This is a genomic window from Actinobacillus genomosp. 1, from assembly GCF_029774175.1.
Taxonomy (GTDB): domain Bacteria; phylum Pseudomonadota; class Gammaproteobacteria; order Enterobacterales; family Pasteurellaceae; genus Actinobacillus.
In genome coordinates this window covers 1,876,631-1,902,823 of sequence record NZ_CP103834.1, presented here as the reverse complement: position 1 = coordinate 1,902,823, position 26,193 = coordinate 1,876,631, and the positions used below count along the sequence as shown (strand labels likewise).

Here is a 26,193-nt window from a genome sequence, read left to right as displayed (position 1 = left end):
CGGATTAAGGTGCAGATTTTTTATGACTAAATATAACCCACTATTCAAACAACAAGTCATCGAGTTTTATCTTCAAAATGACAAAAACTATTCATTCACTCAACGACATTTTCAATTATCCAAGAAAAACCTTAACTCGGTGGATTGCTCAATTTAATCATAACGGAATTAATGGGTTAGCGGTAATGGCTAAGAAGCAAAAATATTCCCCCGAATTCAAATTAACCGTCATACAAGCGGTCAAAAAAGGACAATTTTCTGCGGAAAGAGCCTCCCTTCATTTTGGCATTGCTAATTCAGGTTCGATTAGCCAATGGTTGCACACCTTTGAAGAACAAGGTATAAACGGTTTATTACCCAAACCTAAAGGTCGTCCGACAATGAAACCCAAATACCCGAAAATGCCTCCTCCACCTAAAACTGAAGAAGAACGTCTGCGTTATCGTATTTTAGAGCTGGAAGCGGAGGTAGCTTACCTAAAAAAGTTGCGGGAGTTCAACCAACAAAAAATGCGGCAAAAACAGCCATCGTGAAAACGTTGCGGGTGGATTTTCCCTTAGAAATCCTCCTCCCTTTGATAGGTTTAAAACGCAGTACTTTCTTTTATCACTTACCGCCTAAAATCGATAAAAATGCTGTGATGAGGCAGAAAGTGATTGAGATTTATCAGGATAATGATGGCAATTATGGCTATCGTCGTATTACATTAAAGTTACGTGATTTTTTGGGTGCGATTAACCATAAGCGTGTTCAAGCGATAATGCAACAGCTTGATTTAAAGGGAAAATGTAAGCAGAGGAAATATCGTTCTTACAAAGGTGAAGTGGGTAAAATTACCGAGAATGTATTGCAACAAGATTTTCACGCAACGGCGCCAAATGAAAAGCTCGTCACGGATATCACCGAGTTTAAATGTGCGGAAGGCAAGCTCTATTTATCGCCCATTAAGGACTTATTTAATGGTGAAATTATTGCCCATGATTTAGCAAGAAGCCCGAACTTTGAGCAAGTGATGCGGATGCTAAAGCAAGCGGTCGCAAAACTGCCTAAGGACGCTAAACCGATTTTACATTCCGACCAAGGTTGGCAATATCAGATGGCAGACTATCAAGACATGCTGAGAAAACATCATATTAAACAAAGTATGTCGAGAAAAGGAAATTGCTTGGATAATGGGGCAATGGAAAGTTTCTTTGGGCGATTGAAAACGGAATGTTACTTTGGTAAGCGATTTGACACTTTCGAACAACTTGAGAAAGTGATTCACGAGTACATTCATTATTATAACAATGAGCGTATTCAAGTGAAATTAAAAGGACTCAGCCCTGTACAATACAGAACTCAGTCTTTAAATTAAACAGTCTAACTTTTTGGGGTCAGATCAATATAAGTGGCTTTATTTTTTATTAAATTCATTGCATAAATAAATCAGACTAAATATAATTAAAATGTTTTGAAACGAAATTTTTTGAGTTTGATTTGAAACTTTTTCCGGGAATAGGATGTCAAAGAGAAACACACAACAACGTCGCCACCTAATTGTCAAAATGGTTCAGGAACAAGGTGAAGTTAGCGTAGATTCGTTAGCTCACTTTTTTGAAACCTCGGAAGTTACGATTCGTAAGGATTTAACCGCTTTGGAAGAAAGCGGTTTCTTATTGCGTCGTTATGGCGGTGCGGTAAGAATTCCGTCGGAAATGATTGAGGATTCGAACGAAACGCTTTCGAAACAAAAGTTAGCAATTGCCAATGAAGCGGTAAAACAAATTCGTGATCATAATCGAATCATTATCGATAGCGGTAGTACGACAGGAGCGATGGTAAAGGCTCTTTATCAAACCGGTTTAGTGGTGATGACCAATTCTCTTTCTTTGGCGACCGAACTTACTTTATTAGATAATGAACCGACCGTATTGATGACCGGCGGAACTTGGGATAGTCGTTCCGATTCGTTTCAAGGTAAGGTCGCCGAGCAAGTATTATACTCATATGATTTCGACCAATTATTTATCGGAGCGGATAGTTTGGATTTAGAGCGCGGAACGACGACATTTAATGAGTTGGTCGGCTTAAGTCAAGTGATGGCGAAAGTTTCTCGTGAAGTGATTGTGTTAATTGAATCACAAAAATTTGGAAGAAAAATGCCGAATTTGGAATTGGAGTGGTCTTCAATTCATAAGTTAATTACCGATTCGGAAATTACCGAAGAGGTAAAAGCGATCATTGAGCGACATGGTGTCGAAGTGATTATCGCTCAATGAGAAATAAGCGGTAAAAATTTTTGAAAAAATGACCGCTTGTATCAAGAATTTATAACGGTTTTTTTATTTAATCTTAATATAGGAACAAAAATATATGTGCGGAATTGTAGGTGCTGTAGCGCAACGTGATGTAGCAAAAATCTTAGTGGACGGTTTACATCGTTTAGAATATCGTGGTTATGACTCGGCCGGTGTTGCGGTATTAAATAACGAACACAATATGCAAATTGTACGCCGTGTCGGTAAAGTGAAAGAACTTGACGATGCGTTAGCGGTAAGACCTCTTTTAGGCGGTACAGGTATTGCGCATACACGTTGGGCGACTCACGGCGAGCCTTCCGAGACTAATGCTCACCCGCATCGCAGCGGTAAAATCGCAGTGGTACATAACGGTATCATTGAGAACTACGAAGAATTAAAAGTGGTTTTACAAGAGCGCGGTTATGTATTCCAATCACAAACGGATACCGAAGTTATCGCTCACTTAGTTGAATGGGAATTACGTTCGGCAAAATCTTTATTAGAAGCGGTACAAAAAACAGTGGTTCAATTACGCGGTGCATACGGCACGGTGGTAATGAATCAAGACGAACCGGAGCATTTAATTGTTGCACGTTCAGGTTCTCCGTTAGTGATCGGTTACGGTATCGGTGAGAACTTCTTAGCATCAGACCCGTTAGCATTATTAAGCGTTACTCGTCGTTTCGCTTACCTTGAAGAAGGTGATGTAGCGGAAATCACTCGTGAAACCGTGGATATTTATACGCGTGAAGGTCAAAAAGTTGAACGTGAAATTCACGAAGGTAACTTTGAAGCGGATGCGGCGGATAAAGGTCAGTATCGTCACTATATGCAGAAAGAAATTTTCGAACAACCGGTTGCGATTATGAACACCTTAGACGGTCGTATCGAAAACGGTAAAGTGAAAATCGATGCGATTGGTCCGAATGCGGCGGAAATCTTATCTAAAGTTGAACACGTGCAAATCGTTGCGTGCGGTACTTCTTATAATGCGGGTATGGTTGCTCGTTACTGGTTTGAAGCAATCGCAGGTGTGAGCTGTGACGTTGAAATTGCCTCTGAGTTCCGTTATCGTAAATTCGTAACACGTCCGAACAGCTTATTATTAACGCTTTCACAATCAGGTGAAACGGCGGATACTTTAGCGGCATTACGTTTAGCGAAAGAATCCGGTTATATGTCTGCGATGACGATTTGTAACGTAGCGAGTTCTTCACTTGTACGTGAGTCTGATTTTGCTTTTATGACCAAAGCTGGCGTAGAAATCGGTGTGGCATCGACAAAAGCATTTACAACGCAATTAACTTGTATGTTGTTATTAAATGTGGCGATCGGTCGCTTAAAAGGCACGGTATCCGAAGAGCAAGAACATCACATTATTCAATCGTTACAACGCTTACCGGCACAGATTGAAAGTGCGCTAGTATTCGATAAACAAATTGAAAAATTATCTGAAGATTTTGCGGATAAACACCATACATTGTTCTTAGGTCGTGGCGAATACTACCCGATTGCAATGGAATCGGCATTGAAATTAAAAGAAATTTCATATATCCATGCAGAAGCTTATGCAGCAGGTGAATTAAAACACGGTCCGTTAGCATTAATCGACAGCGAAATGCCGGTAGTGGTTGTTGCACCGGAAAATGATTTACTTGAGAAAGTAAAATCCAATATCGAAGAAGTGCGCGCGCGCGGCGGTCAGTTATATGTCTTCGCCGATCATGATGCCGGTTTTGCTGAAGCGGAAGGTTTCAAAACCATCTTAATGCCGAAAGTAGATGAGGTAACTGCACCGATTTTCTACACAGTGCCGTTACAATTACTTTCATATCATATCGCTTTAATTAAAGGTACCGATGTGGACCAACCTCGTAACTTAGCGAAAGCGGTTACTGTAGAATAATTGTTAATTTTGCTATTGAAAGCCTCCGAATCTTCGGAGGCTTTTTTGTTTATGGCTTTTGCTAAAAAATACAGAAATTTAACCGCTTGTAGAGAAAATGTGATCTATATCACAATTTTTAGATGGTTGTTTTTATAAATGTGATCTATATCACACTTATTAAGTGTCTATTAGAAAATTTAATGTGATCAATTTCACATTTCTTAAATAAATATTTTTGAGACTTTGCATTCCGGTGCTAATTTATGCGCCAGATTATCCAATCTTATTTATTTAACTCACACACTGTTGTTCTAGGAGCAGTTATGTCTAATTTAAAAGTGAAAGTCCAAAGTTTTGGGCGTTTCTTATCAAATATGGTGATGCCGAATATCGGGGCTTTCATCGCTTGGGGTTTTATTACCGCATTATTTATTCCGACCGGTTGGTTGCCGAATGAGAGCTTCGCAAAACTTGTCGGACCGATGATCAGTTATTTACTGCCGTTATTAATCGGTTATAGCGGCGGTCGTTTAGCAGGTGGTGACCGTGGTGCGGTGGTCGGTGCGATTACCACTATGGGTATCATTGTCGGTTCTGAAATTCCGATGTTCTTGGGTGCGATGATTGTCGGTCCTCTTGGCGGTTGGGCAATCAAAACATTCGATAAAGCAATCGAAGGTAAAGTGAAAAGCGGTTTTGAGATGTTAGTGAATAACTTCTCTGCCGGTATTATCGGTATGTTATTAGCGTTACTGTCATTCAGTGTTATCGGCGGTGTGGTAACTTCAATTTCAGATTTATTAGCGGCGGGCGTTAAAGCGTTAGTGGATGCAAATCTTTTAGCTTTAACTTCAATTATTGTTGAACCGGCGAAAATCTTATTCTTAAACAATGCGATTAACCACGGTATCTTCTCACCGCTTGGTATCCAAGAATCTTCAGAATTAGGTAAATCGATCTTCTTCTTAATTGAAGCGAATCCGGGTCCGGGTTTAGGTATCTTAATTGCCTATATGTTATTCGGTAAAGGTTCTGCGAAAACTACCGCAAGTTCTGCATCAATCATTCACTTCTTCGGTGGTATTCACGAAATCTACTTCCCGTATGTATTAATGAATCCTCGTTTAATTCTTGCGGTAATCGCAGGTGGTGCGACAGGCGTATTAACCAATACATTATTAGGCGGCGGTTTAGTTTCTCCGGCTTCTCCTGGTTCAATCATTGCGGTATTAGCAATGACACCGGCAGGTGCGCATTTAGCGGTAGTTGCTTCGGTAATTCTTTCATGTGCGGTAACCTTTGTGATTGCATCGGTATTACTCAAAATGCAAAAAGATGACGGTATTGAAGAAGATTCGTTAGAAAGTGCGCAAGCGGAAATGGCGGCGATGAAAGCACAAAGCAAAGGCGGTGCGGTAGCGGCGAATACTGCGGTTGCAGGCGATTTTAGTAATGTACGTAAAATTTATGTATCTTGCGATGCGGGCATGGGCTCAAGTGCAATGGGCGCAAGTATGTTACGTAAAAAAGTACAAGCGGCAGGCTTAAACGTTGAAGTGCAAAATATTGCTATCAACGATTTACCGCAAGATGCGCAATTAGTAGTAACTCACAAAGACTTAACCGCACGTGCGCAAAAACAAGTGCCGACCGCACAACATTTATCACTGAACAACTTCTTAGACGGCGTTTTCTATGACGGTTTAGTCGCAAAACTTACTGCAAACAGCACAGACAAAGCGATTCCGGCCGAAGTCGTGCCGCAAGTGGCAACCGAACGCGGCGGCTTAAATGTGACCGAAGATCAAATCTTCTTAAATTTAACTGCGCGTACTAAAGAAGAAGCGATTCAATTTGCTGGTGAGCAATTAGTCAAATTAGGTTTTGCGGAAGAAGATTATATTCCGGCAATGTTTGAACGTGAACAGCAAGTGTCCACTTACTTAGGTGAAGGTATTGCGGTACCGCACGGTACGATTGCGGCGAAAGATAAAGTATTAAAAACCGGTATCGTGTTCTGCCAATATCGTGAAGGCGTGCGTTTTACGGATGAAGAAGACGGCGTAGCGAAATTAGTTATCGGTATTGCGGCACGTAATAACGAACATATCCAAGTCGTAAGTGCGATCACTAATGCGTTAGATGATGAGAAAACCATGGAAATTCTTACGCTAACCGATGATCCGCAAAAAGTATTACGCTTATTAAAAGGCGAATAAGTTAGCTCCCCCACGTAAGTGGGGGATTTTCGCTTGCAAACGGTCAAATTTTTCAAATATTTTACAAATTAAAGAGGAACATAGAATGAACGCATTACATTTTGGTGCAGGTAATATCGGTCGTGGCTTTATCGGTAAATTATTGGCAGATTCCGGCGTATTCGTCACCTTTGCCGATATTAATCAAACTCAGATCGATCAGATTAACCAAAACAAACAATACGGCGTAAAAATCGTAGGTGATGCAAGCCGTGTTGAAGTGGTCAAAAATATTGCGGCGATTAACTCAAAAGATGAAGCGGCAGTGATTGAACAAGTGAAAAGCGTTGATCTGATTACTACTGCGGTCGGTCCGAATGTATTAGGCTTTATTGCGCCATTGTTTGCCAAAGCGTTAGCGGCACGTTTAGAAGCGGGTAATACCCAACCGTTAAATATTATTGCTTGTGAAAATATGGTGCGTGGAACAAGTTTCTTTAGAGCAAAAATTTTTGAAAATTTAACCGCTTCTCAACAATCGGAAATTGAAAAATTTGTCGGTTTTGTTGATTCTGCAGTCGATAGAATCGTACCTCCGGCAGAGTTAAACGAAGCGGATCCGTTAGAAGTGACAGTAGAAGAGTTTAGCGAATGGATTGTGGATAAAACCCAGTTCAAAGGTCAAATTCCGGATATTAAAGGTATGGAATTAACCGATAACTTAATGGCGTTTGTAGAGCGTAAACTATTTACGTTAAATACCGGCCATTTAATTTCTGCCTATTTAGGCAAACAAGCCGGTGTGAAATGGATTAAAGAAGCAATTGCCATCGACAGTGTGAAAGCGGCGGTAAAAGCGACCATGGAAGAGAGCGGTGCGGTATTAATTAAACGTTATAGTTTTGATCCGCAAGCGCACGCTGCTTATATCGAAAAAATCTTAAAACGTTTTGCTAATCCGTACTTAAATGATGATGTAAACCGTGTCGGTCGTGAGCCGATTCGTAAACTTAGCCCGAATGATCGTTTAATTAAACCGCTTTTAGGCACGTTAGAATATGGTTTACCGCATAAAAACCTCGTAAACGGTGTGGTAATGGCACTACAATATCGTAATGAAGAAGACCCGCAAGCGGTCGAATTAGCACAATTTATTGCAGATAACGGAGTAGCTGCAGCGGTTGAGAAATATACCGGTTTAACAAACCAAGAGGTCATTGCTCAAGTTGTTGCGTTATATAACTAATGCCGTATTCAGATAATTTTATCGAACAATTAAGTGAAGTACCCTCTTTAAGGGGGTTCTTCGCACTTTCAGTGAATCAGTTTGCACAAAATATTGAACGACTTATTCAAAGAGTATTTCGTAAAACCGACTTTGCCTTAAAGTCAGTGGTCGATTCTTTGTTTGAGCATCAAGGGCCGCTTGCTGAATTGACCGTTCGCCTAAAGTTATTATTGGGCCTCGGCGTGATTTCCGCGCCGGTGTTTGAAGATATTTCACTTTTTATTGAAGTGAAACAGCAATTAAGCGATGAAGTCGATGAATTACCTTTCTCTCATCCGGCTATCGTGCAATTTGCTCGAGATCTTCATCATATTGATCTCAGTCCGGTTTCGGAACTGCTGAAGTTTGCCTCTTCCGTAGAAAATAAAGATTCAATGCTATATCAAATGCAGCAAATTCGCTTGGAACGTGTGATGCGCTCCAGCTTGATTCTTGCCATTACTGAAATTAACGAGAAGTTAAATGTAGAAAGCCCTTTATAAAGGGCTTTTTTTATAATATAAAAGGTATAATAAGAAAGTCTATCCGGATAAGGAGAATTGTATGCAGACTCTTCTTAATTATTTACCTTCTTTTTTGCAGCACCCGTTATTTTGGGTGTTAGCCATTCTTATCATTGCCGTTGTGTTATTTATCCAAAACAAATTACGGATGGATATTATCGCATTACTGGTGATGCTCGCCTTTAGTGTTAGCGGAATCTTAACGACGCAAGAAATCTTTGCGGGCTTAAGCGATCCGAACATTGTGTTATTAGCCCTGTTATATGTGGTGGGAGAAGCACTTTCTCGAACCGGCGTAGCTTATCAAATCAGCGATTGGTTAATGAGAGCGGCAGGTTCAAGCGAAACCAAGGTCTTGGTTCTGATGATGTTGTCTATCGGACTATTGGGCGCATTTATGAGTTCGACCGGCATTGTGGCGATTTTTATTCCGGTGGCGTTGGCGATTTGTGCCGAAATGAATATTTCGCCGCGCCGTATGATGATGCCGCTCAGTATTGCCGGTTTGATTAGCGGTATGATGACCTTAATTGCTACCGCCCCTAATCTGGTCACGCATTCGGAACTGCTTAAAGCCGGTTATCAAGGATTCGGTTTCTTTAGCTTTACTCCTATCGGTATGATGGTGTTAGTGCTTGGTATTTTATATATGTTGATCGCTCGCCGTTGGTTGGATAACGGTGAAACGCCGGTACTTACCAAAGATGATAACAGTATGTCGCATCTTATTGAACAATACCAGCTGCAAGGACGAGCGAAAATGGTCATTTTGCAAGAGGGCTCGCCGTTTATCGGTAAAACCATGGATGAACTGAAATTACGTTCTTTGTATCGTATGAATGTGATTGCGATTCAGCGATATAAAAATTTCCGTTCGCAAATTATGGCGGCGTTCGGTAACGACCAATTGCAAGAAAAAGATATTTTATTGATGGATATCGGCATTGACGAAGATATTTTTTCGATGTTATGCGAAGAGTGTCACTTACAACCGATAGAGTTAAAAGGCGAATATTTCTCAACTCATGCCAAATCGGTCGGTATGGCGGAATTTGTCGTCATGCCGGAAACGGAAAGTATTGATAAAACGGTACAAGAACTGAATTTACGTTCTACTTACGGCTTAAGTGTAGTGGGGATTAAGAGAGAGAACCGAATTTTACAAGATAACTTATTAAAAGAACCGGTTAAGGCGGGTGATGTTCTGTTAGTCATGGGCGTATGGCAGAAAATTGTGACGCTTGAAAAATACAATAAAGACTTATTTCTGCTCGGTATGCCGAAAGAGGGCAAACAGATTGCACCCTCCACCAGCCAAGCGCCTTACGCACTTTTTTCGGTATTAGTGATGGTCGTGTTAATGATCTCGGGTATCGTGCCGAACGTGATCGCCGCATTGATTTGCTGTTTGTTACTCGGTAAATTTCGTTGTATTGATATGAAAGGTGCGTATGATTCGATTCATTTCCCTACGCTCTTATTAATTGTCGGTATGATGCCGTTTTCGACCGCAATGCAAAAAACGGGCGGGGTAACGCTGATGGTGGAAGAATTTATTCGGCTTACCGGCGGTGCGGAAACCTCTTATATCTTTATCTTATTAGGTTTGTTTGCTTTAACTGCGGTAGTCGGGCTGTTTATTTCCAATACGGCGACGGCGATTTTAATGGCGCCGATAGCGATTGAAGTGGCAAGACAGTTGGGTTATTCGCCGATTGCGTTGGTAATGGTGATTACTATCGCTTCTTCCGCCGCATTTATGACACCGATTTCTTCCCCGGTAAATACGATGGTGATTGCACCGGCGGGTTATCGTTTTATGGATTTCGTCAAAGTCGGGGTACCCTTTACGATTTTAGTGATGTTTGCTACGGTATTTATCGTGCCGCTGTTATTTCCGCTTTAATCCTCTTCTTTAAACTGCAAGCGGTTGTTTTTAGCGATTTTTTTGTAAAAAAGACCGCTTGCCGTTTTTTAGTTAAACAGTCTTTCGTCTTGCTTTGTACACAAAACTAACCAAAAGATTATTTCTTTTTTGTTAATAGTTAATTAATGAAATATGCTATTATCATTAATAATGATTACTTTATAATATCACTCCAGAAATGAGAAGAGAGATATTCGAGGAATCAAATGAAATTAACTTTTAAACAAATTTTTTTATCGTTATTTTTGGGCATTGCCCTTAGCTTTACGGCGAGCTTGCCGGTGATTACTAATGCGGAAGCAAAGCAGGAACAACAAGAGAAAGTGATTCATGTGTATGAAGAACTGAACAACGCATTAGTAAATCCGAATTTTGAAACATTGCAAAGTCTGTTATCCGATGATTTTCAGTTAGTGACGAAACAAGATACATTAACCAAACAAGAATGGATTAAGAACATTCAAGAAGGCGGTTTAAAATATTGTGCGATTACCGAGTCGAAAATCAAATCGAAAGGCTACAACGAATTGCTGGTTACCGCACGTATTTTAGGTGATATGTGGGATAACAAGGGAAGTTGGAATGTTAAGTTTGATATTGATACCAAACAAAACGGTACTAAATTACAAATCACTAAAATTGTGATTAAACCGGCAACAGTTTAATCAATCTCCTAATAAGAACAGTGTTCACCTTGGCGGTCAGAAATTGCAAATTTTTGCAAAATTTGACCGCTTTTCTTTTTAGCTATAACGACGTTGCATTATTTCGGTAAGCACATCGAATACTTTAAGCACTCTAGGTGAAGTGACGGCTTGATACGGACGATATAAATACAGTTGCCATAACTCGGACTGTTCTTCCGGAAAAAGTTGAATCAACTGACCGCTTTCTAGATAAGGTTTACATACCGTATTCCCGATATGAGTAATGGTTCTGCCGGCTAATGCCGCTTGCAGTTCACAGTACAAATCCGTAGTAATAAAGCCGACTTTTTGTGGGATAAGTACCTTATTTTCATTTAAGTAAATTTCCCAAGGTTGTCCGGTATTGGCATTTAATAAGCTGCTGATAGGAAAGTTTCGTTGCATATCGTCCAGATTTTTCGGCATTCCCCAACGTTGAATAAAATCGGGTGAGGCAACAAAAACTTCGTGCATTTTAGTGAGCGGACGGATAATAAAATTAGGATCAGGATCGTGTCCGGCTCGAATACCTATATCAATCCGATGCTTAACATTATCTAAACGAGCGGCATCCACCCGCCAATCAATCACGAGTTCCGGGTAAGGTTCAAGAGCCTTTAATAACTCAAATAAAATTTCTTCTTGATCCCGTAATTTAGGGAGCGTGATACGGACGATGCCTGCCATCTCATCCTGTTTTTTCTTGCCTAAGCCGAACAATTTTTCGCTGTCTCTAAGTAATTGTTCCGCCTGTAATAAAAATTCTTCGCCGAAGCTGGTGAGTGTGATGTTACGCGTTGTACGTTTAAATAATTGCTCGCCCAACTCCAATTCAAGCTCATTGATCACGCGCGTGATAACCGGCGGCGAGATGGCTAATTGATTGGCTGCTTCTCTAAAATTGAGTGTTTGAGCGGCGGTACAGAAGTATTTGAGTGCGTCCAGTTTGTTTAACATATTGTCCGAATTCCATTGATTTTTTCGTTATTATTCATGTTCTCGACCAGGATGCAACCGGCAAGTAACCGCTTAATATCCCGAAAAAATGTAACCTGAAAGCATTATGGCTATTTATTTGAACGCTCAGTAAAATTGTTATAGACTGAATAAGGCAAGAATAATGCCGATATTTTAAAAAATTTTTAAAAGGAGTATTGTGTAATGAGATTTGCAAAAATGACAATCTTATTAAGCGGTTTTTTTATTACATCATTAGTTCAAGCACATAATGTATGGTTAGAGCCGACAAAGAATAAAGATGAATATGTGGTAAAATTCGGACATGAAACCACGGAAAGTTATCCGGAACATAAATTAAAATCCATTCAGTTACTTAAAAGCGACGGTTCTCTCGAAGCTGCAACCTACCAATTCCAAAACGGCGAAGCTTATTTTAAAGCGGATGTTTATCCTATCGTTTTCCTCCAATTTGATAACGGCGTATGGTCAAAATTACCTAGCGGTAAATATGTCGAAAAAACTAAAAAAGAAGCGCCTACCGCCGTATTAAGTCTTAATCCGGTCAAACTCGGTAAGGCGATCTTAACTTGGAATGAACAAGCGGCTAAATCACATAATCTTGATTATGAATTGGTTCCGCAAGCTAAGCCGGAAGCGGGCAAACCGTTGCCTATTTTAGTATTACATAAAGGAAAACCGGTTGCCGGCATTAAGGTGGGAATGGGTGAAGATAAGCCGTTCGAGCTGACTAATGCACAAGGAATCGCTCAATTTATTCCTGTCGCAGGTACTAATAAAGTATGGGCGGAATTTGAAGAGAAAGGTGTTGAACATCCGGATTATACGGAACGTTCAATTGAATATATGCTAACGTTTGATGTGAAATAATGAAAATATCTCGATATTTATTGGCAATCGTTATCTCCTTGTTTTCACTTCAGGCGGTAGCGCATAATCTGTACTTATTTGCGCAATACGACGGTGATGAAATCACGGGAAGAGCGTATTATTCCGATCAATCTCCCGCTGCGGAAACTTACGTGGAAGCTTATCAACTTGGTATGGAGGGTAATCAAGAGCAACCTGTCGTTTCGGGTAAAACCGATGCGTCCGGGCATTTTGTGCTTCCGGTAACCAGTAACGGTCCGTTTAAGGTGGTGATTGACGGTCCGGAAGGTCATCGAGCGGAGAGAGTTGCGGATAATATCGCGAAACGTGCGATGGGGAGATCCGAATTCGAGTTATTACGTGAAGACATACATAAGCTAAAAGATAAAATCTACTTACATGATATTTTAGGCGGAATCGGTTATATCTTCGGTTTATTCGGTCTTTTTACGTTATTGAAAGTGAAAAAGGAAAAGCGTTAAGTGCATTTATCAGAAGGCGTTTTGCATTCAACCACTTTGCTTACCGGCGCAGTCATTGCGCTGGTAGGCGTTTCGATCGGGTTAAAGAAGTTGGATTACCGCCGTTTATCATTAACCGCATTATTTGCCTCCGCATTTTTTGTGGCAGGAACTATTCATGTACCTGTCGGCATCGGTAGCGTTCATCTTATTCTCAACGGTATGGCGGGATTGTTTCTCGGGTGGACGGTATTTCCTGCTTTTTTGATCGCGCTTTTATTGCAGGTTTTGTTGTTTTCATTCGGCGGCTTCTCCGTATTAGGCGTCAATCTTTGCATTATGGCGTTGCCGGCATTACTTGCTCATTATCTTTTTCGTAACTCGCTTAAACGGAACGTATCGCGTCGTTATTTGATATTCGTCGGTATTTGCGTCGGTTCTATCGGAGTCGGCGGTGCGGCATTTTTAGCTTCATTAGTATTGGCTTTGGACGGCGGTAAGGATTATACTGATCTCATCGGCTTACTTATCGTTTCTCATTTACCTATTTTTGTCGTTGATAGTATCGTAAGCGTGGGGATTGTATTAACGCTCACCAAAATGATGCCTTCCGTCTTAAATTTCGATTAATTAGTAGTCATGACGGTATTACTGCAACCTCACTGGCGTTTAATTTATATATTTATCGCCGGTTTAGCGATTAGCGCGCTTCATTCCGTAAATATTTTATTAATTTTGACCGCTTGTGTAGCGGTGTCGCTTATCGGGTTACAACTTTACTACCGACATTCGTTGAAAGTATTATTTACACGTTGGCTAAAGTTTAATGTTTTTAGCGTACTGATATTACTTACATTGAGTTGGCGCATCGGTTCGGGCGGTGTCGAATGGAATCCCAAAGGGCTCGAATTGGCTTTGATCATCAGCTTACGTATGAATTTAATTGTGTTGGTTATGTGGTTGGGACTGTTTAACGTAACCGATACCGTTTTAGTGCAAGCCATCGGCAAATTACCTTTACCGAGTAAATTTATTCATCTTTTTGTGCTGACGATTCGTTATATCGCATTATTGTCGGAATTGAATCGAAAAATGGAGATGGCGATGCGAGCCCGAGGTTATCAACCGAGGTGTAATATGAGAACGCTAATGATTACCGCTCAAAAAGTGTCTTTATTGCTGATTCATGCAATGGTCAAAGCGGAAAAAGCCGAAATCGCGTTAAAAGCTCGCGGATTTAAATTTGGTAAGAGATAGCTCGGTGCTAATAAGAAGAGATAAATGAATATACTGGCAGTTCGTAACCTTACTCTTTGTCGTAATCAACAGGTCGTTATAGATAATCTGAATTTTACTCTCGAAGAACAGCAATGTTTATTTTTACAAGGTGAAATCGGTACGGGTAAATCGACATTACTGCTTTCTTTATTGGGATTTGTGCCGATTCAATCGGGTGAAGTTTATTTATTCGGACAAGCATGTAAAACGGAAAAAGATTTTGCGCCGTTTAGAGGAACGGTCGGGTTATGTTTCCAAAATGCGGAAGATCAATTGTTCGGCCCAACGGTACTGGATGACGTGGCATTCGGTGTATTAAACCAAGGTTATACGAGAGAGAAAGCCTATAAAATAGCACTAGCGCAGTTGGAACAAATCGGTATTGCGCATCTTAAAGATCGTCCGGTCAATTTACTCTCCGGCGGAGAACAAAACTTCACTGCATTAGCCGGCGTATTGGCAATGCAGCCTAAAATATTATTACTTGATGAGCCGACAAACGGGCTTGATGCAAAAAATTGTGAAAAATTAACCGCTTTACTCAAACAATTAAAATTGCCGATGTTAATTGCCTCACATGATCAAACCTTTTGTCGAACACTCGCAACAGATACGCTTTATTTAACAAAATAAACCACAAAATAGTGGTGCAAACACACAGGAATGAAAATGAAGCTGCTTAAATCCACCCTTACCGGGGTAGGGCAAATCTTTCTGCAAGAAAACGGTTTGTCCGGTTTGGTGATCGTGATCGCCATGTTTTTTAGCGATTGGACGCTTGGTATCGGTTGTTTTCTCGGTGCGTTAATCGGGACTTATACGGCAACCTTGCTTAAATATCCGCAACAACAAATTGAGCAAGGATTATACGGTTTTAACGCCAGCCTCGCTTTTATGTGCGTCATGTTTACCTTCGGTTTAATTGATGCAAGTAACCCGCTCATTTGGCTAAATGCCGTGGTTGCTTCCATCGTGGCGACCCTTATTATGCGGGAATTTACCAAACGGAATAAAATTGCGTTTACCTTTCCGTTTGTGTTCACTTGTTGGATTTTTTGTTGGGCTATCGCAAAATATCATCTCTTTGACCTCACTCAAACTACTCCCGCATTGGCGGATCACACTAATACGCTGCAGGCAATGAGCGAACCTTTTTACGCTTGGGCGGAAGTCAATTTCGGCTCCAGTATTATTACCGGAATTCTGCTTTTTCTCGCTATTTCAATTAATTCCCCGATGGCAGCGATGTACGGTTTAGCGGCGGCAACAATCGGTACTTCATTTGCCAATCTGTTATTAACCGTTCAACCGAATCAACTGGCAAACGGTATTTACGGTTTCTCCCCTATCTTAGTCGCCTGTGCGTTTGCCAGCGATCGTTTCCGCAATTTTGTTTATATTATTTTAGGCTCGTTATTAGCGGTCTTAATCCAATTTACTATCTCAAATTTTGGCATACCAAGCTATACCATCGGTTTTATTGTCGCAAGTTGGCTGTTGTTAGTTATTAAATCTAAGCTGGATAAAGCGGCGTTCGATAAAAACAAATTAGTTAGGTTGCTTAATCCCTAAGACAACGGGAATAAGCGGTCTATTTTTAGCAAAATCTTACAAATTCCATGTAGAAAATAAAGAAGGTACAAAATGCATTTAACTTCAAGAGAACAAGAAAAACTGATGTTATTTCTTGCGGGGGAGCTTGCGGCAAAACGCAAGGCTCGTGGTGTGAAATTAAATTATCCGGAGGCAATCGCTTATATTGCCAGCCATTTGCAAGAAGCGGCACGTGACGGAATGTCGGTGGCGGAAGTGATGCAATACGGCGCAACGTTACTGACGGTGGATGATGTGATGGAAGGTATTGCGGAAATGGTACACGAAGTTCAAATTGAAGCAACGTTTCCGGACGGCACGAAATTAGTGACCGTACATAACCCGATTAGATAACGATACCCTCTCCCTCAAGAGGGAGAGAGTAAACAAACAAGGAATAAAAAATGATCCCCGGAGAATATCAATTAGCAGACGGTGATGTACAAGCGAATGTGGGTCGCAAAACCGTCAAATTAGAAGTAGTTAATACAGGTGACCGCCCGATTCAAGTCGGTTCGCATTACCATTTTTTTGAAACCAATCACGCCCTAAAATTCGACCGCTTACAGGCTCGCGGTATGCGTTTAAATGTGCCGTCCGGCAATGCGGTACGTTTTGAACCCGGTGAAGCGAAAGAAGTGGAACTGGTTGAGTTTGGTGGTAATAAAGTGATTTACGGTTTCCATAATGAAATCGACGGCAAATTATAGGGAGTAAGAAAATGGCATTAACAATCCCACGCAGTCAGTATGTAGCGACTTACGGCCCGACAGTCGGTGATAAAGTCCGTTTAGGCGACACCGATTTATGGGCGACAATTGAACAGGATTTTTTAACCAAAGGCGATGAGTGTAAATTCGGCGGAGGTAAATCGGTGCGTGACGGTATGGCACAATCCAGTACGGTTACCCGAGATAATCCGAACGTATTAGATTTTGCCCTCACTAACGTGATGATTATTGACGCAAAATTAGGCATTATCAAAGCGGATATCGGGATTCGTGACGGACGTATTGTAGGCATTGGTCAGGCGGGTAATCCGGATACGATGGATAACGTCACGCCAAATATGATTATCGGCGCAAGTACCGAAGTGCATAACGGTGCGCATTTAATTGCGACCGCAGGCGGTATCGATACTCACATTCACTGGATTTGTCCGCAACAAGCACAACATGCTATCGAAAACGGTATTACTACTATGATCGGTGGCGGTTCTGGTCCGGCGGATGGTACGCACGCTACCACATGTACACCGGGTAAATTCAACATTGAAAGAATGTTCCAAGCCTGTGAATCATTACCGGTCAATATCGGCTTTTTTGGCAAAGGTAACTGTTCAACACTTGAACCGCTTAAAGAACAAGTGGTTGCCGGTGCGTTAGGCTTAAAAATCCACGAAGACTGGGGTGCAACACCGGCGGTAATTGATGCAGCGTTAAAAGTGGCGGACGAGATGGACGTGCAAGTGGCAATTCACACCGATACGCTCAACGAAAGCGGCTTCTTAGAAGACACGATGAAAGCGATTAACGGGCGTGTGATTCATACTTTCCACACTGAAGGTGCCGGTGGCGGTCACGCACCGGATATTATTAAAGCGGCGATGTATCCGAACGTATTGCCGGCTTCAACCAACCCGACTCGTCCATTTACCGTGAACACGATTGACGAGCATTTAGATATGCTGATGGTTTGCCACCATTTAGATAAACGTGTTCCGGAAGATGTCGCATTTGCAGATAGCCGTATCCGTCCTGAAACGATTGCAGCGGAAGATATTCTGCACGATATGGGCGTGTTCTCGATTATGAGTTCAGACAGTCAGGCAATGGGACGTGTCGGCGAAGTGGTCACTCGTACGTGGCAAACAGCGGATAAAATGAAAGCACAGCGTGGTGCATTGGGCGATGAGGGTAACGACAACTTCCGTATTAAACGCTATATTGCGAAATATACGATCAACCCGGCAATCGCTCACGGTATCAGCCAACACGTTGGCTCGCTTGAAGTGGGTAAACTTGCGGATATCGTATTGTGGAAGCCGCAATTCTTCGGTGTAAAACCGGAATTTGTGATGAAAAAAGGCTTTATCAGCTTTGCGAAAATGGGCGACCCGAACGCCTCAATCCCAACGCCACAACCAGTATTCTACCGCCCAATGTTTGGCGCAAATGCGAAAGCGAATACCGAAAGTGCGGTTTACTTTGTTTCACAAGCCAGCGTAGATGCGGATATCAAAACGCAATACGGCATTCAGAAAGAAACCCTAGCGGTGAAAGGCTGTCGTGATGTAGGCAAAAAAGACCTCGTTCATAACAATGCAACACCTGAAATTACCGTTGATCCGGAACGCTATGAAGTACGTGTGGACGGCGAACATATTACTTGTGAACCAGCGACCAAAGTGCCGCTTGCACAGCGTTATTTCTTGTTCTAGTGTTCACCCTCTCCCCTTGTGGGAGAGGGACAGATTTTTCTTTGTTAAGAAGAAAAATCAGGGAGAGGGGGAACGGTTTTTTCCTCTCTGTTTGTTTCGCTAAACATTCCAACAAGCGGTTAAATTTGCATAAAATGTTGCAATACCACGCACTGACGTGCGTGGTTAAGTATAGGGTCGTCGTTCTGCGACAATTTACTAAGTTGGTTGCAGAGCAACCATACAATGTTTAACCTCATGCGTGAGTATGAGGAAAAAGGAGAATCTATGAAACTCTGGTATTCCACCACTAGCCCTTTCGTGCGTAAAGTGTTAGTCACATTAAAACACCAACAATTAGAAGCTAAAACCGAGCTGTTAAAAATTAACTCATCGTTTGACCCAAATTCACCACACAACCAAGACAATCCGCTTGGACGTGTACCGGCTTTACAACGTAATTGCGGAAATTGGTTATTCGGTAGCCAACTGATTTGTGAATATCTCGATCAAAAAGGCGACCAACCGAAATTATTCCCGGAAAGCGGTAAACCACGCTGGGCAGCGTTAGCGTTACATAACCTTGCGGACGGCATTTTAGAAAACACCGTCCCGATTATGGCGGAACGTCTACTTCGCCCCGAAAGCGAATGGTGGACAAGCCGTCAAGAACGGTTAATGGATCGTAATATCCGCTCATTCCCACAGCTTGAAAAAGCAATTGAACCGTTCGGTACAGAGCTAAATATCGGCACAATTACTGCAGTTTGTTTAATTGATTGGTGGCAATTCCGTGCCGAAAAACTCGGCTACGATCTTACAAAAAATCACCCGAATTTGACCGCTTGGGCGGAGCAGATGAATGAGAAGTATGCGGTGTTGGCGGAAACGAAACCACACGCGTAACCATGCACTGACGTACATGGTTAAGTATAGGGTTGTCGCTTTGCGACAAATTACAAAATAGGTTGCAGCGCAACCGTACAATGCGTAACCCCATACGTAGTATGGGGAATGGAAGAAAGATAATGCAAATACTTAACCCAATCCTTCCGGTAATGGAAGAAATTTTAGGTAATTTGGCGGCACTTAAAGCAAGCGGGCAAATTACTACACAACAAATTGATTATGTACCGCTTGAATGGTTTGAGAGCGAGCGCAATATTTTACGTAAAAAAAGTCGGTCGGGGCGTGAAGTGGCATTTCGTCTGTTAAAAGAAGGACAACGCTTAAAGCACGATGATGTGGTGTTTGTGAGCGAGAGTCTGGTGATTGCGATTGAAATTTTACCGTCTGAGGTCATTGTACTTTCGCCGAAAACTTTGCCGGAAATGGCGCGTGCTTGCTATGAAATCGGTAACAAACATTCGCCGTTATTTTTAGATGGTGATGAAGTCACGCTGCCGTACGACAAACCGATGTTTGAATGGCTACAAGCGGCAGGATTTGAACCGAAAAAAGCAGAACGTCGTTTAAGCCAAGCATTGCGAGCAAACTCGGCACAAGGGCACGGACATTCTCACGGTCATAGCCATTCGCACGATCATCACGGCTATCATCACCACGGAGACGGAAATTGGCACAAGCACTAGATTTCGCCCGTATGGGGCAGTTAGGGGCGTTGTTACACTTAGTCGATCCTACGTTGCCAATCGGCGGCTTTAACCATTCAAACGGCTTAGAAACCTTTGTGCAACAAGGCAAAGTGAACAGTCGAGCAAGTCTTGAAGAGTATGTCCAAACCCAGCTGATGCAGAACTGGATTTACAATGACGGTGCGTATTTATCACTGGCATTTGATGCAATGGCAAACCACGATTTAGGCCGATTGTTGCAACTAGATCAAGAACTTGCTGCCAGTAAAATCGCTCGTGAGAGTCGTGAGGGCAGTTATAAATTAGGTGTACGATTGCTGAAGATTTTTATTCGTTATGAAAATCATCCGTTATTGAGTGAGTTTCAGCAAGCGATCAGCGAAAAACGTTGTCAGGGTTATTTTCCCATCGTGTTTGCGATGGTGGCTCAAGCGATGAATCTAGATAAAGCCGAAACGCTCTATGCGTTCTACTACAATGCGGCAGTCGGAGCGATAACCAATGGCGTGAAACTGGTGCCGTTAAGCCAAATGGACGGGCAAGATATTTTATTCGCTTTGCGAAATCCTCTCGCACAAGCGGTCGAAAATAGCCTAAATCCTGATCCTGAATGGCTCGGTGCAGCAACACTAGCAAGCGATATTCGCTCAATGCAACATGAACAGCTTTATACAAGACTTTATATGTCTTAATTTGAATAATAGGAAAACCAATGCGTAAATATATCAAAATCGGGGTGGCAGGCCCTGTGGGGGCGGGGAAAACCGCATTAATCGAACGTTTAACTCGTGAAATTGCAAGCCGTTATAGCGTGGCAGTAATCACCAATGACATCTATACGCAAGAAGATGCGGAATTTTTAACTAAAAACAGTTTGCTTCCACCTGAACGCATTATGGGGGTGGAAACCGGTGGTTGCCCGCATACGGCGATTCGTGAAGACGCTTCAATGAACCTTGAAGCGGTGGACGAAATGGTCGCGCGTTTTCCGGAAGTGGAATTAATTTTCATTGAATCGGGTGGCGATAACCTTTCGGCAACCTTCAGCCCGGATTTGGCAGACGTGACGATTTTCGTGATTGACGTGGCACAAGGCGAGAAAATTCCACGTAAAGGCGGACCGGGTATCACTCGTTCGGATTTATTAGTGATTAATAAAACTGACTTAGCACCTTTTGTGGGAGCGGATTTAAGCGTGATGGAGCGAGATGCTCGCCGTATGCGTAACGGTCAGCCGTTTATTTTCACTAACTTGATGAAGAACGAAAACCTTGATGGCGTGATCGGTTGGATCGAAAAATACGCATTGTTAAAAAATATTGAAGATCCGGCGTCTTTAGTTCGTTAAATACTATAACCCTCGCCCCTTGCGGGAGAGGGACGGATTTTTCTTCGTACAGAAGAAAAATCAGGGAGAGGGTAAGCGGTGAGAATATCGTAACATTTTGCAAATTTCCCCTCTCTCTGCAAAAAATTGCCTAACGCAATTTTTCGCTGTCTCTCTCCCACGAGGAGCGAGAGTGAGCAATAAAATGCAAAGCAAACTTTTACTTTCAACAAAACTTACCTCACAAGGCAAAACGCAGCTTGATCAATACTTTGTGTCGCCACCGTTTAAGGTGATGACCTTGCCGAATTTGGATTCGCATTGGCGCAATGCTTTGAATGCGATGCAAATGTCGTCCTCGCCCGGTTTGTTGGCAGGTGATCTGCTTGATATTGAGATTTCACTGGCAGACGATACCGCACTTTCGTTGAATACGCAGGCGTTTACTCGTGTGCAATCAATGAATGAGGGCGATTATGCCACGCAAAAAACTTGCATAAAATTGGGCAAAAATAGCCGCTTGTTTTATCTTCCGCACCCATTGGTGCTACATAAAGACAGCGGATTTAAGCAAACCACCGAAATTGAGATGAGCGAGCAGTCCGAGCTGATTTACGGCGAGATTGTGGCGATTGGGCGAGTGCTAAACGGCGAACGATTCGCCTTCCGTCATTTTGCGTCCTATTTGCGAATTTCTTACCAAAATCGACCGCTTGTTACCGACCGTATTCAGTGGCTACCGGCAAAAATGGCATTGACGTCATTGAGCCAAATGGAAGATTTTTCACATCAAGGCTCGCTCACTTATGTTAATTTGACAAAAAATGCTGTCGAAATTAAGGCAATGGTAAGCGAATTACAAGCTTTAGCCGCCGAGCAAAAAAATATGCTGATTGGCGTTTCGCAGTTGAATGAAGGCGGATTGATGGTTCGAGTGCTTGCACATCGAGCGGATGTCATTCAACATTTATTTGAGCGGATTGGGCAAGTTTTAAAAGCCCAGTCCAATATTGTTTAATTTTAGTTTAGGAGAGCAATTATGATCGCAGTTTATGCAGTATGTCATGTAAAAGCGGATAAAATCGCAGAATTTGAAGCATTGGCAAAAAACTTAATTCGTGCTTCGCTTAACGACCAAGGTTGTATTGCTTACGGCTGCGGTGCGGTGCAAGGTCAGCCGAATGTTTATACTTTTGTGGAACAATGGCAATCGCAACAAGATTTGGCGTTGCATACTCAGCAAGCGTATTTTATTGATGCAGGTGCTAAATTTGCCGAGTTATTAAGTCAGCCGATAGAGATTAATATCGTGGATTTACTTTAATTTGAAACAAGCGGTCGTATTTTCACAAGAATTTACGACCGCTTGTTTTTTGATGTAGGTGGAACTTCTGAGCCATTTAATGTACAAATAGGCACTTAGTTGGCTAAGATATTTATCTTTACTCTTATTGGAGAAACTCTATGGATTTCAGCAAAATTTTAAATCAAGTGCTAAGCGTTGCACAAGAATCAGCAAAAAATGCAATGAACGGCAATACCACCACCGATAAAGTCGCCAAAATCGGTGGCGGTGCGGCGGCAATCGGCATTCTTTCGATGATCTTCGGTCGTAACGGCGGTTCTAGCTTAGCGAAATTAGGGTCATTGGCGGCAATCGGTAGCCTTGCTTATCAGGCTTATCAAAAATATCAGCAAAATCAAACGCAAGCCGCTCCAGTGAGTGAAGAAAGTTTTGCGGTGACCGAACAAAATGCCCAAGCAAGCAGCCAAGTCATTTTACAAGCGATGATTGCGGCGGCTGCTTCTGACGGCGCAATTTCCGAGCAAGAAAAACAAGCGATTTTAGGCGAAGCGGGACAAGATCCGGAACTTCATCAATGGATTGAGCAAGAGATGTATCAGCCGGCAAGCGTGCAACAAATTGCCACACAAGTCGGGAATAATCCCGCATTAGCGGCACAAGTCTATTTAGCCGCTCGCGTGGTATGTGCCGATTTAGCCCGTAAAGAAATCGTCTTCCTCGCTGATCTTGCCGAAGCTCTCGGTTTAGACGATGCGTTAGTGGAACAGTTAGAACAACAAGCCGGGTTTTAATTAAGTGAGAAAAAGCCTTTAAGTAATATGCTTAAAGGCTTTTTTGTTACAAACTCGGCTCATCAATGATTTGCAGTAACTGTAAACGTCGATGATAATTTTTTAAGACGAGTTCTTGGTGTGCCAACGACATAAAGGAATGTTGATAAACACTTTCGACTATCGTCTTTTCTTTTAGTATTTGGGGCAGTAATTTTTTTAATATTACATTTCGATTTAGGCCAATGTTTTCGCCAAATTCAATAAAATCTTGTCCAATATATTCGCCGTATTGAGTAGTAAAGCCGTGGGCGAGTTCTTTGTTTCCTTCCTCTTTAGCAAGCAAGGGTAAAGCTAAAATTGTTCCTTCAAATATCGCTTTATATGGTACAACGGAAACATAGTCGTAAATCGGAGCGAGCTTTGCTTCCCCCGTTTTGGAGTAAATCAGAGAGAAGTTACGTAGGTGTAAATCATTATTGCCTAGTAAATAGGCATAAACAATCCGTCTAAATAACTCCTGTTGTTGAGCGAGATTATTTTCGGTATGCTGCAAGATAAATTTAACCGCTTGTTCATAGCTAATATATTGCTCGTTATCGCTTCCTGTCTTACCGTATTTTTCCGTAATGCTCATTGCGCCATCTAACTGTTCTTGATGAATAGGCTTATTATCATTTGTGCGATCAAAACGTTTAATGACAAAGGCATATTCCGTTTGTTCCGAAGTTGCTTGGAACGGAATTAAACCATTCTCTGGCACAATAAATCCTAATTTAGCCATAAGTTGCATCGTCGCGTGTTCATTCTCCGCTAAAAATGGATAATCTTCGGGAGAAGGTTTTAAGATATAAGTGCCTTGTTGAGCAATACTTTGAAATTGTTTTTCGTGAATTACTAATTGAATTTTAGGTTGATAACCGGAAATACTCATTCCTTGCTGTTTACGAGGCTCTAACGTACTGAAACCTTGACGATTGAATGGTAAAACCGGAATAAAGTCAGCTTGTCCGGTTAAATAGAGCAATCCCTTTTGACTGTATCCTGATTTTTGTTCTGTATCAGTAAGTGGTGTGAGCAGCACTTTGCAATTTTGCATTATTCCTCCCGCTTAATCGTGATTGCACCAAGCATATTTTCCCCATTATTGAGTAATAACCCGAATTGATCCTGTTCATCGATTTTTTGTAAGACGTTATATTTTGCTTTGAGCCAACCCTCAGGAATTAATGAGGCAAAATAAGGAAACAATTGTTCTGAATGAAAGTGTTGTTGCGTGACCGGCAAACTAAGTGATAGCGGAATACCGACATAATCTTTGAAATAAGAAAAATGAAATCCCATATCATCTTGGTAAAGATACCCGACCGGTTCATCATATAAAAAGACTTTTGCCGAACGTTTTATACGGCGCATAGTGAAACTCCTAATGTTTTGGCAACAAGTAACACGGTAGAAAATCTCACTTGGCTTGGATCTTGAAACAATCGTTTTAATGTTGATGATGAAATATTAGTTTGTAATTCCAATGTATATAAATCAATATTTAATGCTTTACGTTTTTGGTTAAGTTGTTGCCCGAAAGCGGTCAAATCTTCGATTTTTCCTTCAATTAACTGCTGCTTTTTAGCCTGTTCGTACACTAATAGTTGTTTTTGCAACGTTTTTAATGCATCAATTTGTTCTTCTAATAGTAAATTTATATCTGTCATAGCTTATATGTAAACCATTTTTGTTTAATTTAATGTTAAAAAGTATCATATTTGAGTTTTTTAATAAAATAAAGATCTTTTTTAATCCATAACGAATCATATTATACATTTATAGTTCATATATGATGATTTAAGTATGTTGCTTAACAATGTGTTTAGTATTAAAGTATTGATGTGATTAACTAAAATTTATAGGGGTTTTTATGAAATCAGATAAACCGGTTGAATGTGTGGGTTGTAACACTTTTGATGTCGGCTCAATCATTGATAACAGTGAACGAGATGCGAAATTTGCAAAAGTATATGAAACACAAGCGGAAGCGGAACAAGCGCTTGTTAAATTAACTCAAAAAGCGCGTGATACGGAAAGTGAACCGTGTGAAATCAGCAGCGAAATCAAAGCGGTAGAGGGCGGTTTTTTACTGGATGCGAATTTCCGTTTTAGTTGCCAAGCGGAAGTGGTGATTTTCCAATTAGGTACACGAGCGATCTAATTTTATTAATGTGAAAAGCGGTTGGATTTTGCTGAAAATTTGCAAAAATAAGCAAAATCCAACCGCTTTTGTTTTCGGAGAAATTGATGAATCCTTGGGTTTTATTGGGCTTTGCGATTGTGATTGAAGTAATCGGCAGTAACTGCATTAAGGCAAGCGAAGGTTTTAGTAAGCCGTTACCGACAGCGGTGGCAATCGGCGCTTTTGTGATCGCGTTATATTTATTATCGGTGATTACCAAAACATTACCGATCGGTATTGTTTATGCGGTATGGTCGGGTGTCGGTATCGTACTGACCGCCATTGTGGCGTATTTTGCTTTCGGGCAAAAACCGGATTTGGCGGGCTTTATCGGTATGGGAATGATTATTGCCGGCGTATTGGTGATTAACCTGTTTTCAAACTATTCTATCTGATTTTTCAATCTAATTAATTTACGGTAATTAAATATAGACAATTTGTTAAGAAATTAGTTTCTAAGTTTTATAAATTTATTTTATATTTTTTTGTTTGTGTGTATATATTACAGTTTATTTTCATTTATTTACAATATGGGCTTAAAAAGTCTATATAATAGACTATGGTATATTTTTAAATTTTTGTTTGTATGTAAATTGT

General features: G+C 41.3%; 29 protein-coding genes and 1 pseudogene. 26 read left to right on the top strand and 4 right to left on the bottom strand.

Features of this window, described 5'->3' with window-relative positions:
• Positions 1-22 precede the first annotated feature (22 nt).
• The 8 genes and pseudogenes from NYR63_RS08835 (at position 23) to NYR63_RS08800 (ending at position 10,751) form a co-directional block, all read left to right on the top strand.
• Positions 23-1,357 (top strand): annotated as a pseudogene (locus NYR63_RS08835) (IS3 family transposase).
• Positions 1,358-1,502: 145 nt separating this feature from the next.
• Complete coding sequence (locus NYR63_RS08830; RefSeq protein ID WP_279457188.1) at positions 1,503-2,261, top strand: DeoR/GlpR family DNA-binding transcription regulator; 759 nt, start codon at positions 1,503-1,505, stop codon at positions 2,259-2,261.
• A 94-nt stretch (positions 2,262-2,355) separates the two neighbouring features.
• Positions 2,356-4,188: a glutamine--fructose-6-phosphate transaminase (isomerizing) gene (glmS, locus tag NYR63_RS08825; RefSeq protein ID WP_279457187.1), complete on the top strand. Its 1,833-nt coding sequence runs from the start codon at positions 2,356-2,358 to the stop codon at positions 4,186-4,188.
• A 305-nt stretch (positions 4,189-4,493) separates the two neighbouring features.
• Positions 4,494-6,389: a PTS mannitol transporter subunit IICBA gene (locus tag NYR63_RS08820; RefSeq protein WP_279457186.1), complete on the top strand. Its 1,896-nt coding sequence runs from the start codon at positions 4,494-4,496 to the stop codon at positions 6,387-6,389.
• Positions 6,390-6,474: 85 nt separating this feature from the next.
• Positions 6,475-7,614 carry a mannitol-1-phosphate 5-dehydrogenase gene (locus NYR63_RS08815; RefSeq protein ID WP_279457185.1) on the top strand — a complete coding sequence of 380 codons (1,140 nt, stop codon included), beginning with the start codon at positions 6,475-6,477 and terminating at the stop codon, positions 7,612-7,614.
• Complete coding sequence (locus NYR63_RS08810; RefSeq protein ID WP_279457184.1) at positions 7,614-8,138, top strand: MltR family transcriptional regulator; 525 nt, start codon at positions 7,614-7,616, stop codon at positions 8,136-8,138. The genes NYR63_RS08815 and NYR63_RS08810 overlap by 1 nt, the downstream gene beginning before the upstream one ends.
• Positions 8,139-8,199: 61 nt before the next feature.
• Positions 8,200-10,065, top strand: a complete 1,866-nt coding sequence (locus tag NYR63_RS08805; RefSeq protein ID WP_279457183.1) for an SLC13 family permease — start codon at positions 8,200-8,202, stop codon at positions 10,063-10,065.
• 227 nt (positions 10,066-10,292) lie between these two features.
• Positions 10,293-10,751, top strand: a complete 459-nt coding sequence (locus NYR63_RS08800) for a nuclear transport factor 2 family protein (RefSeq protein ID WP_279457182.1) — start codon at positions 10,293-10,295, stop codon at positions 10,749-10,751.
• Between the two features lie 78 nt (positions 10,752-10,829).
• Here the strand turns inward: NYR63_RS08800 and NYR63_RS08795 are convergent, their stop codons facing one another.
• Positions 10,830-11,729 carry a LysR family transcriptional regulator gene (locus tag NYR63_RS08795; RefSeq protein WP_279457181.1) on the bottom strand — a complete coding sequence of 300 codons (900 nt, stop codon included), beginning with the start codon at positions 11,727-11,729 and terminating at the stop codon, positions 10,830-10,832.
• Between the two features lie 204 nt (positions 11,730-11,933).
• On the opposite strand from NYR63_RS08795, the gene NYR63_RS08790 reads away from it, so the two are divergent.
• The 16 genes from NYR63_RS08790 (at position 11,934) to NYR63_RS08715 (ending at position 23,390) form a co-directional block, all read left to right on the top strand.
• Positions 11,934-12,620 carry a DUF4198 domain-containing protein gene (locus tag NYR63_RS08790; protein ID WP_279457180.1) on the top strand — a complete coding sequence of 229 codons (687 nt, stop codon included), beginning with the start codon at positions 11,934-11,936 and terminating at the stop codon, positions 12,618-12,620.
• 68 nt (positions 12,621-12,688) lie between these two features.
• Positions 12,689-13,102: a carboxypeptidase regulatory-like domain-containing protein gene (locus NYR63_RS08785; protein WP_279458551.1), complete on the top strand. Its 414-nt coding sequence runs from the start codon at positions 12,689-12,691 to the stop codon at positions 13,100-13,102.
• Positions 13,103-13,711: a cobalt transporter CbiM gene (cbiM, locus tag NYR63_RS08780; protein ID WP_237593368.1), complete on the top strand. Its 609-nt coding sequence runs from the start codon at positions 13,103-13,105 to the stop codon at positions 13,709-13,711. It begins immediately after the preceding gene.
• Positions 13,712-13,720: 9 nt separating this feature from the next.
• Positions 13,721-14,338 (top strand): energy-coupling factor transporter transmembrane component T family protein, encoded by a 618-nt coding sequence (locus NYR63_RS08775; protein ID WP_279457179.1) that lies wholly within the window; start codon positions 13,721-13,723, stop codon positions 14,336-14,338.
• Positions 14,339-14,362: 24 nt separating this feature from the next.
• Positions 14,363-14,992 (top strand): energy-coupling factor ABC transporter ATP-binding protein, encoded by a 630-nt coding sequence (locus NYR63_RS08770; protein WP_279457178.1) that lies wholly within the window; start codon positions 14,363-14,365, stop codon positions 14,990-14,992.
• Between the two features lie 36 nt (positions 14,993-15,028).
• Positions 15,029-15,931 (top strand): urea transporter, encoded by a 903-nt coding sequence (locus NYR63_RS08765; RefSeq protein ID WP_279457177.1) that lies wholly within the window; start codon positions 15,029-15,031, stop codon positions 15,929-15,931.
• A 72-nt stretch (positions 15,932-16,003) separates the two neighbouring features.
• Positions 16,004-16,306, top strand: a complete 303-nt coding sequence (ureA, locus tag NYR63_RS08760) for an urease subunit gamma (RefSeq protein WP_005599005.1) — start codon at positions 16,004-16,006, stop codon at positions 16,304-16,306.
• 50 nt (positions 16,307-16,356) lie between these two features.
• The gene (gene ureB / locus NYR63_RS08755) at positions 16,357-16,662 is read left to right on the top strand and encodes an urease subunit beta (protein ID WP_126375332.1); all 306 of its coding nucleotides are present in this window, start codon (positions 16,357-16,359) and stop codon (positions 16,660-16,662) included.
• 11 nt (positions 16,663-16,673) lie between these two features.
• Positions 16,674-18,392: an urease subunit alpha gene (gene ureC / locus NYR63_RS08750; RefSeq protein WP_279457176.1), complete on the top strand. Its 1,719-nt coding sequence runs from the start codon at positions 16,674-16,676 to the stop codon at positions 18,390-18,392.
• Between the two features lie 267 nt (positions 18,393-18,659).
• Positions 18,660-19,277, top strand: a complete 618-nt coding sequence (locus NYR63_RS08745) for a glutathione S-transferase (protein WP_279457175.1) — start codon at positions 18,660-18,662, stop codon at positions 19,275-19,277.
• A gap of 122 nt (positions 19,278-19,399) precedes the next feature.
• On the top strand, positions 19,400-19,963 hold the full coding sequence (ureE, locus tag NYR63_RS08740) for an urease accessory protein UreE (RefSeq protein WP_279457174.1): 564 nt from the start codon (positions 19,400-19,402) through the stop codon (positions 19,961-19,963).
• Positions 19,964-19,974: 11 nt separating this feature from the next.
• A complete protein-coding gene (locus NYR63_RS08735; protein WP_279458549.1) occupies positions 19,975-20,658 on the top strand; it encodes an urease accessory protein UreF in 684 nt (227 codons plus the stop codon).
• Positions 20,659-20,678: 20 nt separating this feature from the next.
• Entirely contained in the window at positions 20,679-21,314 is a 636-nt protein-coding gene (ureG, locus tag NYR63_RS08730; RefSeq protein ID WP_005613192.1) for an urease accessory protein UreG, read from the top strand.
• Positions 21,315-21,498: 184 nt separating this feature from the next.
• On the top strand, positions 21,499-22,311 hold the full coding sequence (locus NYR63_RS08725; protein ID WP_279458548.1) for an urease accessory protein UreD: 813 nt from the start codon (positions 21,499-21,501) through the stop codon (positions 22,309-22,311).
• A 21-nt stretch (positions 22,312-22,332) separates the two neighbouring features.
• Positions 22,333-22,617 carry a putative quinol monooxygenase gene (locus NYR63_RS08720; protein WP_279457173.1) on the top strand — a complete coding sequence of 95 codons (285 nt, stop codon included), beginning with the start codon at positions 22,333-22,335 and terminating at the stop codon, positions 22,615-22,617.
• 140 nt (positions 22,618-22,757) lie between these two features.
• Positions 22,758-23,390 carry a tellurite resistance TerB family protein gene (locus tag NYR63_RS08715; protein WP_279457172.1) on the top strand — a complete coding sequence of 211 codons (633 nt, stop codon included), beginning with the start codon at positions 22,758-22,760 and terminating at the stop codon, positions 23,388-23,390.
• A gap of 46 nt (positions 23,391-23,436) precedes the next feature.
• Here the strand turns inward: NYR63_RS08715 and NYR63_RS08710 are convergent, their stop codons facing one another.
• The 3 genes from NYR63_RS08710 to NYR63_RS08700 are packed head-to-tail and all read right to left on the bottom strand — an operon-like array spanning position 23,437 to position 25,081.
• Positions 23,437-24,468, bottom strand: a complete 1,032-nt coding sequence (locus NYR63_RS08710) for a type II toxin-antitoxin system HipA family toxin (RefSeq protein ID WP_279457171.1) — start codon at positions 24,466-24,468, stop codon at positions 23,437-23,439.
• A complete protein-coding gene (locus NYR63_RS08705) occupies positions 24,468-24,785 on the bottom strand; it encodes a HipA N-terminal domain-containing protein (RefSeq protein WP_279457170.1) in 318 nt (105 codons plus the stop codon). Before NYR63_RS08705 ends, NYR63_RS08710 begins: the two co-directional genes overlap by 1 nt.
• Positions 24,773-25,081, bottom strand: a complete 309-nt coding sequence (locus NYR63_RS08700) for a helix-turn-helix transcriptional regulator (protein ID WP_279457169.1) — start codon at positions 25,079-25,081, stop codon at positions 24,773-24,775. Before NYR63_RS08700 ends, NYR63_RS08705 begins: the two co-directional genes overlap by 13 nt.
• Before the next feature lie 203 nt (positions 25,082-25,284).
• Between NYR63_RS08700 and NYR63_RS08695 the strand changes: the two genes are divergently transcribed.
• Positions 25,285-25,575, top strand: a complete 291-nt coding sequence (locus NYR63_RS08695; protein ID WP_279457168.1) for a YfcZ/YiiS family protein — start codon at positions 25,285-25,287, stop codon at positions 25,573-25,575.
• A gap of 86 nt (positions 25,576-25,661) precedes the next feature.
• Positions 25,662-25,991, top strand: coding sequence for a DMT family transporter (locus NYR63_RS08690; RefSeq protein WP_279457167.1), 330 nt, complete (start codon positions 25,662-25,664; stop codon positions 25,989-25,991).
• Positions 25,992-26,193 lie beyond the last annotated feature (202 nt).

Excerpts from the sequence above, each read along its gene's own strand:
- NYR63_RS08710 (WP_279457171.1), bottom strand. The coding sequence starts at position 24,468 with ATGCAAAATTGCAAAGTGCTGCTCACACCACTTACTGATACAGAACAA.
- NYR63_RS08720 (WP_279457173.1), top strand. The coding sequence starts at position 22,333 with ATGATCGCAGTTTATGCAGTATGTCATGTAAAAGCGGATAAAATCGCA.
- NYR63_RS08715 (WP_279457172.1), top strand. The coding sequence starts at position 22,758 with ATGGATTTCAGCAAAATTTTAAATCAAGTGCTAAGCGTTGCACAAGAA.
- NYR63_RS08795 (WP_279457181.1), bottom strand. The coding sequence starts at position 11,729 with ATGTTAAACAAACTGGACGCACTCAAATACTTCTGTACCGCCGCTCAA.
- glmS (WP_279457187.1), top strand. The coding sequence starts at position 2,356 with ATGTGCGGAATTGTAGGTGCTGTAGCGCAACGTGATGTAGCAAAAATC.
- ureG (WP_005613192.1), top strand. The coding sequence starts at position 20,679 with ATGCGTAAATATATCAAAATCGGGGTGGCAGGCCCTGTGGGGGCGGGG.
- NYR63_RS08770 (WP_279457178.1), top strand. The coding sequence starts at position 14,363 with ATGAATATACTGGCAGTTCGTAACCTTACTCTTTGTCGTAATCAACAG.
- NYR63_RS08800 (WP_279457182.1), top strand. The coding sequence starts at position 10,293 with ATGAAATTAACTTTTAAACAAATTTTTTTATCGTTATTTTTGGGCATT.
- ureA (WP_005599005.1), top strand. The coding sequence starts at position 16,004 with ATGCATTTAACTTCAAGAGAACAAGAAAAACTGATGTTATTTCTTGCG.
- NYR63_RS08745 (WP_279457175.1), top strand. The coding sequence starts at position 18,660 with ATGAAACTCTGGTATTCCACCACTAGCCCTTTCGTGCGTAAAGTGTTA.
- NYR63_RS08695 (WP_279457168.1), top strand. The coding sequence starts at position 25,285 with ATGAAATCAGATAAACCGGTTGAATGTGTGGGTTGTAACACTTTTGAT.
- NYR63_RS08830 (WP_279457188.1), top strand. The coding sequence starts at position 1,503 with ATGTCAAAGAGAAACACACAACAACGTCGCCACCTAATTGTCAAAATG.
- ureB (WP_126375332.1), top strand. The coding sequence starts at position 16,357 with ATGATCCCCGGAGAATATCAATTAGCAGACGGTGATGTACAAGCGAAT.
- NYR63_RS08805 (WP_279457183.1), top strand. The coding sequence starts at position 8,200 with ATGCAGACTCTTCTTAATTATTTACCTTCTTTTTTGCAGCACCCGTTA.
- NYR63_RS08690 (WP_279457167.1), top strand. The coding sequence starts at position 25,662 with ATGAATCCTTGGGTTTTATTGGGCTTTGCGATTGTGATTGAAGTAATC.
- NYR63_RS08725 (WP_279458548.1), top strand. The coding sequence starts at position 21,499 with ATGCAAAGCAAACTTTTACTTTCAACAAAACTTACCTCACAAGGCAAA.
- NYR63_RS08815 (WP_279457185.1), top strand. The coding sequence starts at position 6,475 with ATGAACGCATTACATTTTGGTGCAGGTAATATCGGTCGTGGCTTTATC.
- NYR63_RS08700 (WP_279457169.1), bottom strand. The coding sequence starts at position 25,081 with ATGACAGATATAAATTTACTATTAGAAGAACAAATTGATGCATTAAAA.
- NYR63_RS08820 (WP_279457186.1), top strand. The coding sequence starts at position 4,494 with ATGTCTAATTTAAAAGTGAAAGTCCAAAGTTTTGGGCGTTTCTTATCA.
- ureE (WP_279457174.1), top strand. The coding sequence starts at position 19,400 with ATGCAAATACTTAACCCAATCCTTCCGGTAATGGAAGAAATTTTAGGT.
- NYR63_RS08775 (WP_279457179.1), top strand. The coding sequence starts at position 13,721 with ATGACGGTATTACTGCAACCTCACTGGCGTTTAATTTATATATTTATC.
- NYR63_RS08735 (WP_279458549.1), top strand. The coding sequence starts at position 19,975 with ATGGGGCAGTTAGGGGCGTTGTTACACTTAGTCGATCCTACGTTGCCA.
- NYR63_RS08705 (WP_279457170.1), bottom strand. The coding sequence starts at position 24,785 with ATGCGCCGTATAAAACGTTCGGCAAAAGTCTTTTTATATGATGAACCG.
- ureC (WP_279457176.1), top strand. The coding sequence starts at position 16,674 with ATGGCATTAACAATCCCACGCAGTCAGTATGTAGCGACTTACGGCCCG.
- NYR63_RS08810 (WP_279457184.1), top strand. The coding sequence starts at position 7,614 with ATGCCGTATTCAGATAATTTTATCGAACAATTAAGTGAAGTACCCTCT.
- NYR63_RS08790 (WP_279457180.1), top strand. The coding sequence starts at position 11,934 with ATGAGATTTGCAAAAATGACAATCTTATTAAGCGGTTTTTTTATTACA.
- NYR63_RS08765 (WP_279457177.1), top strand. The coding sequence starts at position 15,029 with ATGAAGCTGCTTAAATCCACCCTTACCGGGGTAGGGCAAATCTTTCTG.